This is a genomic window from Lutimonas sp., assembly GCF_051011215.1.
GTDB lineage: Bacteria > Bacteroidota > Bacteroidia > Flavobacteriales > Flavobacteriaceae > Lutimonas.
In genome coordinates this window covers 15,291-29,059 of sequence record NZ_JBPCUJ010000146.1, presented here as the reverse complement: position 1 = coordinate 29,059, position 13,769 = coordinate 15,291, and the positions used below count along the sequence as shown (strand labels likewise).

The window sequence follows — 13,769 nt, the reverse complement described above, 5'->3', positions numbered from 1 at the left end:
CTTCTAAGGAAACCGCAAAAAGCTCCATCAGGTTGGTCCCTGCATAATCTCTCAAAAAGTTGGAGTCATTTTTTTTGATTTTCTGAACTTTTTTCCTTCCAAGCTTTTTCCAACTCTCTAATAATCTATGATCGAAAATAGCTGATAAAAAATTTGATTTAGAATTTTCAATAATCAAACAATGTGCAAATTCATGTATGCATAAATTTATCCCATCATCCGGGGCGTTAAAACCATTTTGCACGGCGGGCCATGCCAAACTCACAGTTTTGGTATTAAGGTTGACATCACCCTTAAATAATTTATCAATATGCCTGTAGCTATAATTTCTAGGAGCTATAAATATATTATTCAATATATGCAGTCTGTCTCTTTTAAGACCAAAAGTAATTTGTACAAAAGCACTAGAAATCAAAAGTTTCATTTCTAAGGTCAATTCAAAATTTCTCTCATGATCGAAATTAGTTGACCTGTAAAAAATTAAAGTCCTTATGCAGAATATCGACTTATTTAAATCAGATAATTTCCTGTAATAGAAACTCGAATTCATCAATATTTTATGACAATTCAAGCGTTCCCAGTCGTTTAACAAGAATTTAAAAAGCCTATATTTTACAGTCACCTACGTATCTTAATTCAAATCTAAAGAAAATGAAACCTTACTCTGATTTTCCATCTTTAGTCGATCCTTTATCATTCGTAATTTCTAATGTAGGTCCTGTATTTTTCTCAGTATCTGTATGAATTTCCGATCCCGATGACAGACCGCCTTCTTCCCCTTTTAAATAATTAGGTAAATTCATACCTGCCATATCAAACATTTCCTGTAATGGTGGTACTGCCTTATATAATCCTGAAATAAAATTAGATGTAGAAGTTTTCCCATCTTTACTACCTCCGTTTTCCCAAACGGTAACTTTATCTATTTTAATATTCTTAATGGCATCTGCCTGGGTTTTAACCAATTCCGGTAATTTATCAGCAACCAAGAGCAAGACCGCATCTTTAGCATCATCACCAGCAGCCTTTACAATTTCTTCAAGTCCTAATGCTTGTTTTGTTAAAATCTCGTACATACCTTTTGCTTCAGCTTCTTTCTTCATGAAAATAGCATCCGCTTCACCTTTGGCTACTCTTCTAATTTGTTCCGCTTCTGCTTCTGCATCGATTTCAATTTTTTGCTTATCTATCTTGGCAGGAACCAGAATATCCGCTCCTTGCTCAGCCTCTTTTCTCATTGCTCTTGCATCTTCAGCAATTTTTTCCGCTGCATAAGCTTCCTCAAGAGCTTTCGCCGCCTGAACCTTTTCAGCGGCTGTTGCTTTTCTATCTGCTTCAGCTTCTCTTTCTCTTCTTAGGGCATCTGATTCAGCAATTTCAATTTTTGAAATATTTTCTCCTTCTATGGCTTTTGCATTTGCGGTCGCTGTTTTAACTCTTTCTACCTGCTCTGCTTCAGCTTCACCAATTTTGGCTTTTGCCATGGCATCAGCAGTTTGAACTCTTTCTTTTTGATTCGCATTTGCTTCTCCAATCATAGCTGTAGCATTTTTATCCGCTACCTGAACTCTTTCATTTTGGTTTGCTTCTGCTTCCCCAATTTTCGCCAATGCGATAGAATCTGCTACTTGTACCCTCTGATCTTGAACCGCTACCGCTTGTCCAATAGCCCCATCTCTATCTTTCTGTGCCACGGTGATTTTTGCATCATTAATAGCCTTAGCTGCAGCTTCTTTACCTAGCGCCTCAATATATCCCGATTCATCATGAATATCTGTAATATTTACATTGATCAATTTCAATCCAACTTTCTTAAGCTCTGCCTCAACACTATGAGTAATATGAGATAAAAACTTGTCTCTATCTGAATTGATCTCTTCAATATCCATTGATGCCACTACCAATCTTAATTGACCAAAAATAATCTCTTGAGCTAAATCCTGCACGGCGTCCAGGTTTTGACCCAAAAGTCTTTCAGCCGCATTTTGCATCACACTGGGTTCCGTCGATATACCGATCGTAAATCTTGAGGGAACATTAACCCGTATGTTTTGTTTACTCAAAGCATTGGTCAAGTTCACTTCGATGGAAATAGGTGTTAAATCTAAAAACTCATAATCTTGAATTATTGGCCAAATAAAAGAAGCTCCACCATGTACACATTTCGCAGATTTCCCGCCTCCTGTTTTTCCGTAAACCACTAAAATCCTGTCAGATGGGCATCGTTTATAACGACGTGCCATAGAAAAAAAGAATACAAATAAGATAAAGACGACAGCGCCAATTAAGTAAACCCCGGTAATTCCGGTTTGTAACATTAATAGAGATAAATTCATTATGATTTTTATTTAGATAATTTTTCGACAAGTAATATTTCAGCACTGACAATTTCGAGAACTTTAACCATTGTACCAGTTGCCAAGTCACGTTCTGCATCTGTGATGGCCTCTAATTCTCTCAAACTTCCTTGCACTTTTATTTGAACTTTACCCATTTTAGATCTATTAGCACCTATCGGTAAATAAACTTCACCAATCACTCCCACTGCATTCTGCACATTTAAAGTACCTGAAGCAGCTAGTTTGTGCATCCAATAGAATAAAGATGAGGTCAAAACCATCATTATTAGTCCTGATATAGTTGAAATGATCAAGGTGAGAGAAACTGAAAGCCCTCCATCAATACATGCGACTCCAGACCATCCGAATATGGTAACAAAAGCTACTATATTTTTGAATGTGAAAAATTGGAATCCAACGCCACCATCATCACTTGAAAAGCTATCGGCATCCGATTCCATATCGACATCTCCGCCTCCAATAAAAGTTAAAACAAAAATAATTAGAAAAATTACAGAACCTATCAGGGCAATCACCCAATAGGCTTGTTCAAGGGTTGACATCCCTTCAAAAAACTGATTCATAGATTTGGTTTGAAGGGTGAATATAGAAAAAAAAACATTTTTTTTTATAAAAATCACAAGATATTTTATCCATATTTACAATTCACTTTTTATCTATCTGATAATCAATAAACCCATTCCAACTGATATATAAAAACACCCCCTCTACCTGGTCTTCTGAAACCAAACTCTCCGTACTTCCAAATGAAAAATATTCAAGATTAAAATAGGGTATCAAAAGCTCATTCCTTGTTACTTTTAAATCAAAAATTTCTTTAAAAACATTCTCTCGCACAATGGAATTGACTTTTGATATACAAAATTCTGAAGTTTTTACTAAAAAAATTATTAGAATTTACTTATATTTAAAGTAATAATAATCAACACCTTATACTATCTACAGGATAATTTAAGATCATTTACAGTCTTAATTCTTAAGTATTAACCCTTAATTCAAACCTTCCTATGTCTTCAAGAGAAATAGAGGTAATCCTTAGTCGTCAATTGGCTGACTCATTATCTACCTCCGTATTTATAGTAGATCCGGAAGGAAATCTGATTTTTTATAATGAGCCCGCTGAAGAACTTCTTGGCTTGAGATATGAAGAAACAGGAGCCATGCCGATGGCTGAATGGTCCTCCATATTTACACCAAGAGATGATGATGGAAATGTACTTCCCCCGGAAGAGCTACCCTTAGTGCAAACCATGTCTGAGCAATTACCTGCGCATGGAGAATTCTGGATTAAAAGCTTAAAAGGCAAAAAATTTAAAATTTCTGTCACCTCCTTCCCAATTATGGGACGGCCCAACCGTTTTTTGGGAGGCATTGCCATTTTTTGGAAAAAAATAGAAAAATGAAAATTACGATTTGGGGCTGCCGGGGATCTATGCCGTCACCAGGAGCCGAAAAAAACAAATATGGCGGCAACACCTCTTGCGTTCAGATTGAACACAACAAGACCTGTTTGATTTTAGACGGTGGCTCCGGAATTCAAAAACTGGGAAAAGCCCTGGATCCGGAAATCAATGAAATCAATATATTGCTGACACATCTGCACATTGACCACATTATGGGCCTGGGTTATTTTGGTCCTTTTTACAATCCAAATTGCAATATTAACATCTGGGGACCTTCAGGTTCGTCGGAAAGTTTAACGGTTCGACTAAGACGGTATTTTTCACCTCCTTTTTTCCCTGTAAGACTCAATGAATTGCCCGCCCATGTCGCGATTAAGGAAATTGATAATACATGTTTTCAAATCGATGACTTTACAATTCATTCTGAATACTTATGTCACCCTGGTGCTACCGTAGGATACAGGTGTGAGGCCGATGGTACTGTTATTTCATATATGCCGGACCACGAACCCTCCTTAGGTTCCAGCGATTTTCCGAATTCGTCCGAATGGTGCAGCGGATTTAATATCGCTCGGGAGGCTGATATCCTTTTTCATGACGGTCAATACAATAATGAAGAATACGACAGAAGAATTGGCTGGGGGCATTGTTCTATGGACAATGCTATAGATTTCGCTACCTTATCGAAAGTAAAGAAAATGGTGCTCTTCCATCATGATCCCACCAACAAGGATGCTGACCTGGAGCTTATGCTGGCCGAATCCATAAGCCGTAAAAAGTTTGATTACGACTTGATTCTGGGAAAGGAAAATGATGTCTTTGAATTTTCATAATGAGCAATTAGTTTCTCGCAATGCTCGATCATCAACCCATCCACCCTTCTCTATCCAAACTTCGATATTGAATAGCTTCCGCAATATGTCTGGGTTGGATTTCCTTCTCACCTTCCAGGTCTGATATTGTCCTGCTTACCTTCAGTATCCTGTCATAAGCCCTTGCAGATAAACCTAACTGATGCATGGCTGTTTTTAATAAGTCCTGTGAAGTGCCATTCAATTTGCAATAGTTGCGGATCTGTTTCAGACTCATTTGCGCATTGTAATGAATATTCTTACTGGATGCATACCTGCTTGTTTGAATATCTCTGGCAGCCTTCACCCTTTTTCGAATGCTTTCACTCGATTCCCCTGATTGTTTTCCTGACAACTCTTCAAAGGGCACAGGTTGCAATTCAATATGTAAATCAATACGATCCAGTAAAGGTCCTGATAACTTACTTAAATAACGACGTGCATCGTGTACAACGCCCTGTGACTCCTGTCCTTGTTCAACGAAAAAACCTCCCGGACTCGGGTTCATACTGGCCACCAGCATAAAACTACTGGGATAAGTAATTGTAAACTTGGCTCTTGAAATGGTCACTTCCCGATCTTCCAGTGGCTGCCGCATCACCTCCAAAACGCTCCGTTTAAACTCTGGCAATTCATCAAGAAAAAGAACTCCGTTATGAGACAAGGAAATCTCACCCGGCTGCGGATAGGTCCCACCTCCAACCAAGGCCACATCGCTAATGGTATGGTGAGGCGATCGAAAAGGTCTTTGGTAGATCAACCCTGAATTTCCATTTAATTTTCCCATCACAGAATGAATTTTAGTGGTCTCTAAAGATTCTCTTAAGGACATAAGGGGTAAAATACCAGGCAATCGTTTGGCCAGCATAGTCTTTCCAGATCCAGGTGGACCAATGAGTATAATATTGTGTCCTCCTGCCGCAGCAATCTCCATACATCGTTTAATAGTCTCCTGCCCTTTCACGTCCAAAAAATCCAACTCTTGATCTGTATTCTTTTGGTGATGCTCATTTTCAAAATCAATTTTCATCGGGTCTGGAAATTCTTGTTCTTTAAAAAAACTTACCACCTCTGAAATGTTTTTAGCAGGATAGACCTCTAAACCTTCTACCACAGCAGCTTCCCTGCCATTATGTTCCGGTAAAATAAAGCCTTTAAAACCATCTTTCTGAGCCTGTATTGCTATGGGTAATGCGCCTTTGATAGGGTTCAAACCACCATCGAGAGACAATTCTCCCATGATCACAAAGCGCTCCAATAATTTTGAATCCAATTGTCCAGAAGCCGCCAGAATTCCGAGAGCCAATGGCAGATCATAGGCAGATCCTTCTTTACGCAAATCAGCAGGTGCCATATTCACTGTGATCTTTTTCCCTGGAAATTTAAACCCTGAGTTTTTTAAGGCAGCTGATATGCGAAAACTACTTTCTTTGATTGCACTGTCCGGCAATCCTACCAAATGATAGGCAATGCCCTTGTCAATATTGACCTCTATGGTAATCGTAATGGCCTCCACCCCCAGCACTGCACTTCCATATACCTTTACCAGCATAAATCTGTTCTTTACTATAAGTGCAGAAAAAAAGGAAAGTAAACATGAACAGACTGAACCCCTCACTTTCGAAAGGTTCGGAAGTGAAGGGTTCAGTAAAAATAAGACAATGTTGTTTCTATAATTCTAATTTATAAAGTACCTCGCTTGGCTTGTTCTCGTTCTATACTTTCAAAAAGCGCCTTAAAATTCCCTGCTCCAAAACCTCGTGCACCCATTCTCTGAATGATCTCAAAAAACAGGGTAGGCCTGTCTTCTACTGGTTTGGTAAATATCTGCAACAAATAACCTTCCTCATCTGCATCGATCATTATTCCCAGGTTTTTCAGCGTTTCTATATCCTCTCTTAACTCATGACTGAACTCATCCAACCTGCCCGGAACTGCTTTATAATAGGCTTCCGGAGGCGTACTTAAAAATTCTATTCCTCTGGCTCTCAACTTTGACACTGTCGAAATAATGTCATCAGTGGCAACAGCAATATGTTGTACACCCGAACCTTCATAAAAATCGAGGTATTCTTCAATCTGTGATTTCTTTTTTCCTTTTGCAGGTTCGTTGATGGGGAACTTAATACGTCCATTGCCATTGCTCATCACCTTACTCATTAAGGCTGAATAATCAGTATGAATTTGCTTGTCATCAAATGATAAGAAATTTTCAAAACCCATCACGTCTTCGTACCATTTCACCCAGGTGTTCATCTGACCCCATCCAACATTCCCTACCATGTGGTCAATAAATTTTAAGCCACAGGGTGCTGGATTGTATTCTGACTCCCATGCAATAAAACCAGGTAAAAACGTGCCTTTATAATTTTTCCGTTCCACGAACATATGAACGGTTTCACCATAGGTATAGATTCCGGAGCGCACTACTTCACCGTGTTCATCTTTCTCAGTAACTGGTTTTAGATAGGATTTTGCGCCTCTTGACGTGGTTTCTTCCCAGGCCTTTTTGGCATCCTCCACCCACAACGCGACTACTTTGACCCCGTCACCATGTTTTACAATATGATTATTTATGTCCGATTTAGAATTTAGAGGAGTCGTTAAAACCAATTTAATTTTATCCTGTTTTAAGACATAAGAAACCGACTCTTTACTTCCGGTTTCAAGCCCGCGATAGGCAAAAGACTGAAAACCAAATGCAGACTTGTAGAAATGAGCAGCCTGCTTGGCATTCCCCACATAAAACTCTACATAATCTGTACCTAATAATGGCAAAAAATCTTTCGCTCCCTCAAATATTTTCTCCAACCCGTATTCTACATTTTTTATATCACTCATCACATTAATTTTAATGATTTATCCAACTTTTATAATAGGAATCATCCGCTAGTTTTAAGGCTTGTTCTGTCACCATCAGAGGCTTGAAGGTATCCACCATCACCGCAAGTTCTTCCGTCGACTTCTTTCCGATACTTCGCTCCATGGCTCCCGGATGCGGCCCATGCGGAATGCCTGCCGGATGCAGCGTAATCTGACCTACTTCAATATTATTTCTACTCATAAAATCACCATCTACATAATACAAAACCTCATCAGAATCAATATTACTATGGTTGTAGGGTGCCGGAACTGCCTGTGGATGATAATCGTATAGTCTGGGCACAAAGGAACATATAACAAATCCCGAAGATTCAAAGGTTTGATGAATTGGGGGCGGCATATGTACTCTCCCGGTAATTGGTTCAAAATCGTGAATGGAAAATTTGTATGGAAAATTGTATCCATCCCAGCCAACAACACTAAATGGATGATAGGCATATACATACTCATGTATATAATCCTGTTTTTTAACCTTGATAATAAAATCACCTTCCTCATTATAGGTCTCTAACTCACTTGGCGGATGCATGTCCCGTTCGCAAAACGGCGAATGTTCTAACATTTGACCAAACCAGTTTCTATATCTTTTTGGCGTATAGATGGGATTTCGTGATTCAACAATAAACAACCTGTTGTCATCCGTATCAAAATCTATTTGATAGATCATCCCTCGGGGAATCACTAAGTAATCTCCATAAGAGAATTTGATATTCCCCAGCATAGTTCTCAAAACTCCTGTTCCTTTATGGATAAACAGCACCTCATCAGCGTCTGTATTTTTATAAAAATAATCCCGTAACGATTCACTTGTCGCGGCAAGACTGATCTGACAATCACTATTGACCAAAACAGGCACCCGACTCTTTAAATAATCCTTTTCCGGAGCCACCTCATAACCTCTCAAACTAAGAGATTTCATGTTTTTTTCTACTGCAATCTTCGGAGAAACATCATATGATTTCAAGATTTTCTTTACTTGAGTAGGACGTTGTGTATGATATAAAAGTGTTGACATACCATCAAATCCAATGGTTCCGAATAGTTCTTCGTATAAAAAATTATCATCAGCGTCTTTAAAGACAGTGTGCCGTTTAGATGGAATGCTGCCTAACGTATGATATCTCGGCATAGCTTATAGTTTAAATTAGTAATAGAAAGAAGATAGGTACATGAAGACAACCGAAATTATTCGGGCTTTCTCTTCATTAAGAATTTAAGAAGTGATAATAATTCGGCAAAAAAGTAGCTCATATTATATCTGTTCTTTCGATGTTAACAAATATAACGAATATTATTTAAGAATATGAAAATAGGAAGTTGATCTCAACTTATTTCACCTCAACCACTTTTTTGATCTGAGGTGCATGCTTTTTAATGGTAGCCTCCACCCCATTTTTCAAAGTCATTTGATTCACTTTACAACCTATACAGGCGCCGTGAAACTTGATGTTGACTACATCCTCATCCAAGGATACAAAAGAAATATCACCCCCGTCGGTGACCAAATATGGACGAATTTCACTCAGGGCTTTTTCTATATTATCTAAAATTTCATTTTGTACCATGACACGTATTTTATAATTACCGGTATTTACTTAAAATACCGGATTCAAACTAAACTGCACTACATCCCGACATTGTTGTAATTCTAACAACCTCTGTGGGTGGTAAATTTTCATTACGCTTTACCAACTGCGTTAGCATCTTCTTTGTGGTTTCATTAAAGGCACGTTCCAATGGAGAATCATCCTGCAATGCAACCGGGTGTCCTACATCTCCTGCCTCTCTAATACTCTGAACCAATGGAATTTCACCCAGTAAGGCGGTATCCAGATCTGTGGCCAGATTTTTAGCGCCATCCCGTCCAAAGATATAATATTTATTGTCAGGTAATTCTTCTGGTGTAAAGTAGCTCATATTTTCAACAATCCCCAGCACAGGCACCATGATATTTTCTTGTTGGAACATAGCGACACCCCTTTTCGCATCCGCCAGAGCGATGGCCTGAGGAGTACTAACTATAACAGCTCCCGTAATAGGTACTGCCTGCACCATGGACAAATGTATATCACCTGTTCCAGGAGGAAGATCTACCAAAAGGAAGTCAAGTTCTCCCCAATTCGCATCAAAAATCATCTGATTCAACGCTTTTGAAGCCATAGCGCCTCTCCAAATAACCGCTTGATTAGGATCTGTAAAGAATCCAAGTGACAAGAGTTTTACGCCATAATTTTCTATAGGCTGCATTTTATCCTTTCCATCAACTTTTACAGACAAGGGCCTCTCTTTAGCAACATCAAACATAATAGGCATGGAAGGACCATAGACATCGGCATCCAATACACCTACATTAAATCCCATTTTCGCTAAAGAAACTGCTAAATTCGCTGTAACTGTAGATTTACCAACACCTCCTTTTCCGGAAGCAACCGCAATAATATTCTTTACTCCGGGTATTTCATTTCCTCTGATTGGAGCTGGTTTGGCCGGTGCATCTACTTTGACATTTACCTTGACATCCGTCTTTTCATCCACCTGGTCATGAATCACCTTCATGATCTCCACTTCAATCTTCTTTTTCGCCTGTAAGGAAGGGTTCTTTATCGTTACATCCACCAATATTTCTTTTCCAAAAATCACCACATTGGTAACTGCCTTGGTCTCAATTAGATTCCCTCCTTCACCCGGAGCTGTAACGCCTTCAAGGGCTTTATAAATATCTTGTTTATTAAAACTCATTATCCGCTTAATTAAAATGATTCTAAACAACAAAGATACTAACTTCTATCGAAGAAAAAAGAAATAAAAATCACAATAAACAAATAAAAAAAGTTATAAATTCCCCGGCTATCAAGGTCTCAGAATAATACGTTCTTCTACTTCCCAATTCGCCTTGGCTTCAATAACAGATTTGACATAATAGACTTTTTCAGGCTGAATTTTCTGAAGAAAATCACCTGTATCCCATTGTCCATTTTCATTATCATCATAAATGATTCGTATCTTGAATCTGGACGGCCTTAAATTTCGAAATTCAAACTCCTGAGGCGACCGGGCATAGGTTTCAACTATTAAATCTCCTTTTTCATCAATTAAATGAATAATTGCCGGAAAACTTTCAAAGCCTTGAATTGTGAGAAATATACTACAGTAATCGGATACACTGCCTGTTTTGATGGCGGAATTAATGGAATCATTCCTGACGCCAAAAATATCCTCAATGGCCCCAGGCTCAATAAATAATTTATAACTCTGACTCAATTCTTTCTCAAATTCAAGATCTATACGATCCCGACCTTTTGCCAGTTTCAAACTCAATGGTACATCCACTGAATCTTTATCTATAAAATGAAACTTTGTACTATCAAGTTTTACTATTGGAACAGATGATGCAATTTGCAATGTATCTCTCAGGTGCAGCATTCCATAGGTAGATAATTCGATCCGCATAGAGTCAATTTCCTCCTCATTAATCTGAACTTTAATCGTATCAATAAAAGCATCTTTTCTTACCTCAAGCATCATGGAATCTAACTCAAAATGATTAAACCAATAATTGAGTGTATCAGACCTTCTGTCTTTGGTATAAAAAGACTTAAAATCATCAGGTGTATCTGATAGCATCCTGATATCCACTCCTTCAGACGCTCCTTCAAAACCAATAATCACATGCCCTTTTGAAATGTCTTTGGGCCGCGACAGTAGCTTAAATTTTAGTTTCTGTTTAAAAAGTGACAGATCAAATATACTATCTCCCGGTATGGTGATCAGCTCAGAGTGAAAGGCAATTCTGTCTTCTTTTGGATTGAATTTATAATTTTTGCTGGCATCATTTAAGGCGATTAACTGATAGGTCCCGGCCTTTATATTAGTGATTTCCCAGTTGTTCAAACTATCGATCGTACTTCCCACATAGGTTGGCTTCTCCAGAAAAATAATGGAATCTTTATAATTCTCATCAACCGGATACAACATAATAGTAGGGTTCTCTATCGTTAGCAGATCATAGGCATCCTTGATCGCTCCTTTCACTTTTAGGGAATCAATGTAATCCCCTGTAGAAAATATATATTTAAAATTATCCAGGATATTGCCTTCTGTATTATCGATGATGCTTTGAGCAAAATTAAAGGTGTAAGTGGTATTCTCCTGAAGGGTATCTTTAATTTTAATGGTAATCCTTTTACTTGGTGTTCCCAACGGACTGATCACAGGATTGTTCTTGAGAGGTGGCGAAATGATCAATTGGGTGTTTACCTCTTTTAATTTCACATATTCATCAAAATATATCTTAATCTGATCTTCATCAAACTGCAAACTCTTAAAGTCAGGGTCCGCCTTTACCATAATCGGTTTATCAAAGTCTTTTGGACCTCCTTCCGGACGCCCCCTTCTCGCACAACCCGATAGGATAAAAACGACTATAACAACTAAAAAAACGCGAGACATCATACGTGAAATTAATTGCAAATTAACAATTATTTTTCTCCTTATTCTATTATTTTTTTTGAAAATTATGCGGTAAAAGCCATACTGGCCAGGCTTAGTTTGGTGTTTGCCTGTCGCAAGATGAGCATACCACATGCTTCCATAGTTGCTCCGGTTGTAATGATATCATCCACCATCAATACATGCTTATTTTTAATATCCAAGGTACTGTTCATTCTGAAATCTTTTACCAGTGTCCCAAAACGTTCAAATCTGTTCTTGGAACTTTGAGATTCGCGATAATGTACCTTTTTTAAATAATCAGGAAGCAATTCAATGTCCAGTTCACTGGCGATGGCACTGGCAAAAATAGTTACCTGATCATAACCTCTTCTTTTCTTTTTAATCGGATGCATTGGTACTGGAATCACATAATCAAGTGACTCAAACCTATTGCTGCATTTCATTTCTGAAGCGAGCCAGGCACCCAGATATCTTGTCAATTCTTTTTTACCCAGGTATTTACATTGATGAAGCATTTTTTGCACCAACCCTTTTCTTTTAAAAAATGCCAGTGCACTGGCCGATTCAATGCTTAACCTACCTTTAAATACCTGTTCTAACTGATTATTCGATATCTGACTGAATTTTGTCAAGGGTATTTCAGACAAACAAAACAGACAGTAGAATTTATCTTGAAATTCTACTGTTTTTCCACAATTAAGGCATTCTTTTGGAAAAAAAAGATCAAAAATATTGTTTAAAATATTGGGCACTACATCATTATTTATCAACAGTCTTACTTAATTATGGAAATAAATTCTTTTAAATCTGTAAAAAAAATTAAATTTGCACACAATTTTTCTGATTTATTACGTTAAATAAGTTAAGATTAATCTAAAATGTAAACCTAATTCTATAATTATGGAAGAAAATTCTAAATCTTCAAACAGTAAAATTTTAATAATAGCATTAACTGTTTTGCTGTTCGGCCTTATTGGCTATACATTCTACAACAATAATGATCACAAGGAAGCGGTCAAATTTTTGACAGCTGAAAAAGAGCAAATTATTGGGAACCTGACGGCTATGGAAGAGAAATATGATGTTGCCATCGCTCAGAATACAAGTCTTTCTGATTCGCTTGCAATGGAAAAAGAAAAGATTGCTCTTTTAAAGGATTCAGTACAGAATTTAAAACAAATTAATTCTAGTGTTTTAAGAAGATACCGCGGACAATTAGCTACGTTGGAAAAAACCAATAACAGACTTCTCGACGAAGTGGATTCATTGAAATTGGCGAACAACATCCTTACTGAAGAAAAAGACAGTATTAATAGTCAGCTGGAGATTCAAACGAATTATAATGATACCTTGGTTGCTCAAAATATGGAGTTGGCCAGAAAGGTTGAAATTGGAGGTGCCATCAATGTTGAAAATGTTGAGGTAATTGCCATGAAAATGCGTTCAAACGGAAAGTATACAGAAACCAACAAAGCTCAAAAAACGGATGCTATTAAAGTAGCGTTTAGATTAATGGAGAATGAAATAGCAGAGCCCGGTGATAAAGAAGCATACATCGTTCTAAAGAAACCAGGCGGACAGGTAATCAATGCGAAAGGGACATTCATGTTAGAAGAAGGAGCTGAAGCAAAATATACTGACCAGACAATGGTGAACTATGAAAATGCCGATCTCGATGTGGTGATGTTGGTTGAGAGAAAAGGTGACAAATATGAAGCTGGAAGCTATCCTATCGAAGTGTTTGTAGAAGGAAAATTAGTTGGTTCTGCCAGCCTTGAATTGAATGACTCCTTCCTAGGACTTTAATTCAACCTATAAAT

Annotated in this window: 14 protein-coding genes; 3 read left to right on the top strand and 11 right to left on the bottom strand. The window is 37.8% G+C overall.

Annotated elements, in window-relative coordinates:
• From ACR2MV_RS14025 to ACR2MV_RS14010, 4 genes are all read right to left on the bottom strand, one after another.
• On the bottom strand, positions 1–550 hold a 550-nt coding region (locus ACR2MV_RS14025; RefSeq protein ID WP_434022648.1), incomplete at its 3' end, for a zinc-dependent peptidase.
• A gap of 109 nt (positions 551–659) precedes the next feature.
• On the bottom strand, positions 660–2,336 hold the full coding sequence (locus ACR2MV_RS14020) for a flotillin family protein (protein ID WP_434022646.1): 1,677 nt from the start codon (positions 2,334–2,336) through the stop codon (positions 660–662).
• Between the two features lie 8 nt (positions 2,337–2,344).
• On the bottom strand, positions 2,345–2,923 hold the full coding sequence (locus ACR2MV_RS14015) for a hypothetical protein (RefSeq protein WP_434022644.1): 579 nt from the start codon (positions 2,921–2,923) through the stop codon (positions 2,345–2,347).
• 82 nt (positions 2,924–3,005) lie between these two features.
• A complete protein-coding gene (locus tag ACR2MV_RS14010) occupies positions 3,006–3,197 on the bottom strand; it encodes a hypothetical protein (RefSeq protein WP_434022642.1) in 192 nt (63 codons plus the stop codon).
• A gap of 170 nt (positions 3,198–3,367) precedes the next feature.
• Here ACR2MV_RS14010 and ACR2MV_RS14005 point away from each other — a divergent pair, with 170 nt between their 5' ends.
• Positions 3,368–3,763: a PAS domain-containing protein gene (locus tag ACR2MV_RS14005; protein ID WP_434022640.1), complete on the top strand. Its 396-nt coding sequence runs from the start codon at positions 3,368–3,370 to the stop codon at positions 3,761–3,763.
• A complete protein-coding gene (locus ACR2MV_RS14000; RefSeq protein WP_434022639.1) occupies positions 3,760–4,596 on the top strand; it encodes an MBL fold metallo-hydrolase in 837 nt (278 codons plus the stop codon). The genes ACR2MV_RS14005 and ACR2MV_RS14000 overlap by 4 nt, the downstream gene beginning before the upstream one ends.
• 31 nt (positions 4,597–4,627) lie before the next feature.
• On the opposite strand, the gene ACR2MV_RS13995 is transcribed toward ACR2MV_RS14000, so the two are convergent.
• The 7 genes from ACR2MV_RS13995 to ACR2MV_RS13965 form a co-directional block, all read right to left on the bottom strand.
• Positions 4,628–6,166 (bottom strand): YifB family Mg chelatase-like AAA ATPase, encoded by a 1,539-nt coding sequence (locus ACR2MV_RS13995; protein ID WP_434022638.1) that lies wholly within the window; start codon positions 6,164–6,166, stop codon positions 4,628–4,630.
• Positions 6,167–6,297: 131 nt separating this feature from the next.
• On the bottom strand, positions 6,298–7,455 hold the full coding sequence (hppD, locus tag ACR2MV_RS13990; protein WP_434022636.1) for a 4-hydroxyphenylpyruvate dioxygenase: 1,158 nt from the start codon (positions 7,453–7,455) through the stop codon (positions 6,298–6,300).
• 10 nt (positions 7,456–7,465) lie between these two features.
• A complete protein-coding gene (locus ACR2MV_RS13985; protein WP_434022635.1) occupies positions 7,466–8,626 on the bottom strand; it encodes a homogentisate 1,2-dioxygenase in 1,161 nt (386 codons plus the stop codon).
• A gap of 199 nt (positions 8,627–8,825) precedes the next feature.
• Positions 8,826–9,062: a NifU family protein gene (locus ACR2MV_RS13980; RefSeq protein ID WP_434022634.1), complete on the bottom strand. Its 237-nt coding sequence runs from the start codon at positions 9,060–9,062 to the stop codon at positions 8,826–8,828.
• Positions 9,063–9,111: 49 nt separating this feature from the next.
• Positions 9,112–10,236: a P-loop NTPase gene (locus ACR2MV_RS13975; RefSeq protein WP_434022632.1), complete on the bottom strand. Its 1,125-nt coding sequence runs from the start codon at positions 10,234–10,236 to the stop codon at positions 9,112–9,114.
• 111 nt (positions 10,237–10,347) lie between these two features.
• A complete protein-coding gene (locus ACR2MV_RS13970; RefSeq protein ID WP_434022630.1) occupies positions 10,348–11,949 on the bottom strand; it encodes an Ig-like domain-containing protein in 1,602 nt (533 codons plus the stop codon).
• Positions 11,950–12,011: 62 nt separating this feature from the next.
• Positions 12,012–12,581, bottom strand: coding sequence for a ComF family protein (locus ACR2MV_RS13965; RefSeq protein ID WP_434022628.1), 570 nt, complete (start codon positions 12,579–12,581; stop codon positions 12,012–12,014).
• 268 nt (positions 12,582–12,849) lie between these two features.
• Between ACR2MV_RS13965 and ACR2MV_RS13960 the strand changes: the two genes are divergently transcribed.
• Positions 12,850–13,755, top strand: a complete 906-nt coding sequence (locus ACR2MV_RS13960; RefSeq protein ID WP_434022626.1) for a hypothetical protein — start codon at positions 12,850–12,852, stop codon at positions 13,753–13,755.
• The last annotated feature ends 14 nt before the right edge of the window (positions 13,756–13,769 follow it).

Coding starts and splice junctions, on each gene's coding strand:
- ACR2MV_RS14020 (WP_434022646.1), bottom strand. CDS start 2,336: ATGAATTTATCTCTATTAATGTTACAAACCGGAATTACCGGGGTTTAC.
- ACR2MV_RS14015 (WP_434022644.1), bottom strand. CDS start 2,923: ATGAATCAGTTTTTTGAAGGGATGTCAACCCTTGAACAAGCCTATTGG.
- ACR2MV_RS14005 (WP_434022640.1), top strand. CDS start 3,368: ATGTCTTCAAGAGAAATAGAGGTAATCCTTAGTCGTCAATTGGCTGAC.
- ACR2MV_RS14000 (WP_434022639.1), top strand. CDS start 3,760: ATGAAAATTACGATTTGGGGCTGCCGGGGATCTATGCCGTCACCAGGA.
- ACR2MV_RS13995 (WP_434022638.1), bottom strand. CDS start 6,166: ATGCTGGTAAAGGTATATGGAAGTGCAGTGCTGGGGGTGGAGGCCATT.
- hppD (WP_434022636.1), bottom strand. CDS start 7,455: ATGAGTGATATAAAAAATGTAGAATACGGGTTGGAGAAAATATTTGAG.
- ACR2MV_RS13985 (WP_434022635.1), bottom strand. CDS start 8,626: ATGCCGAGATATCATACGTTAGGCAGCATTCCATCTAAACGGCACACT.
- ACR2MV_RS13980 (WP_434022634.1), bottom strand. CDS start 9,062: ATGGTACAAAATGAAATTTTAGATAATATAGAAAAAGCCCTGAGTGAA.
- ACR2MV_RS13975 (WP_434022632.1), bottom strand. CDS start 10,236: ATGAGTTTTAATAAACAAGATATTTATAAAGCCCTTGAAGGCGTTACA.
- ACR2MV_RS13970 (WP_434022630.1), bottom strand. CDS start 11,949: ATGATGTCTCGCGTTTTTTTAGTTGTTATAGTCGTTTTTATCCTATCG.
- ACR2MV_RS13960 (WP_434022626.1), top strand. CDS start 12,850: ATGGAAGAAAATTCTAAATCTTCAAACAGTAAAATTTTAATAATAGCA.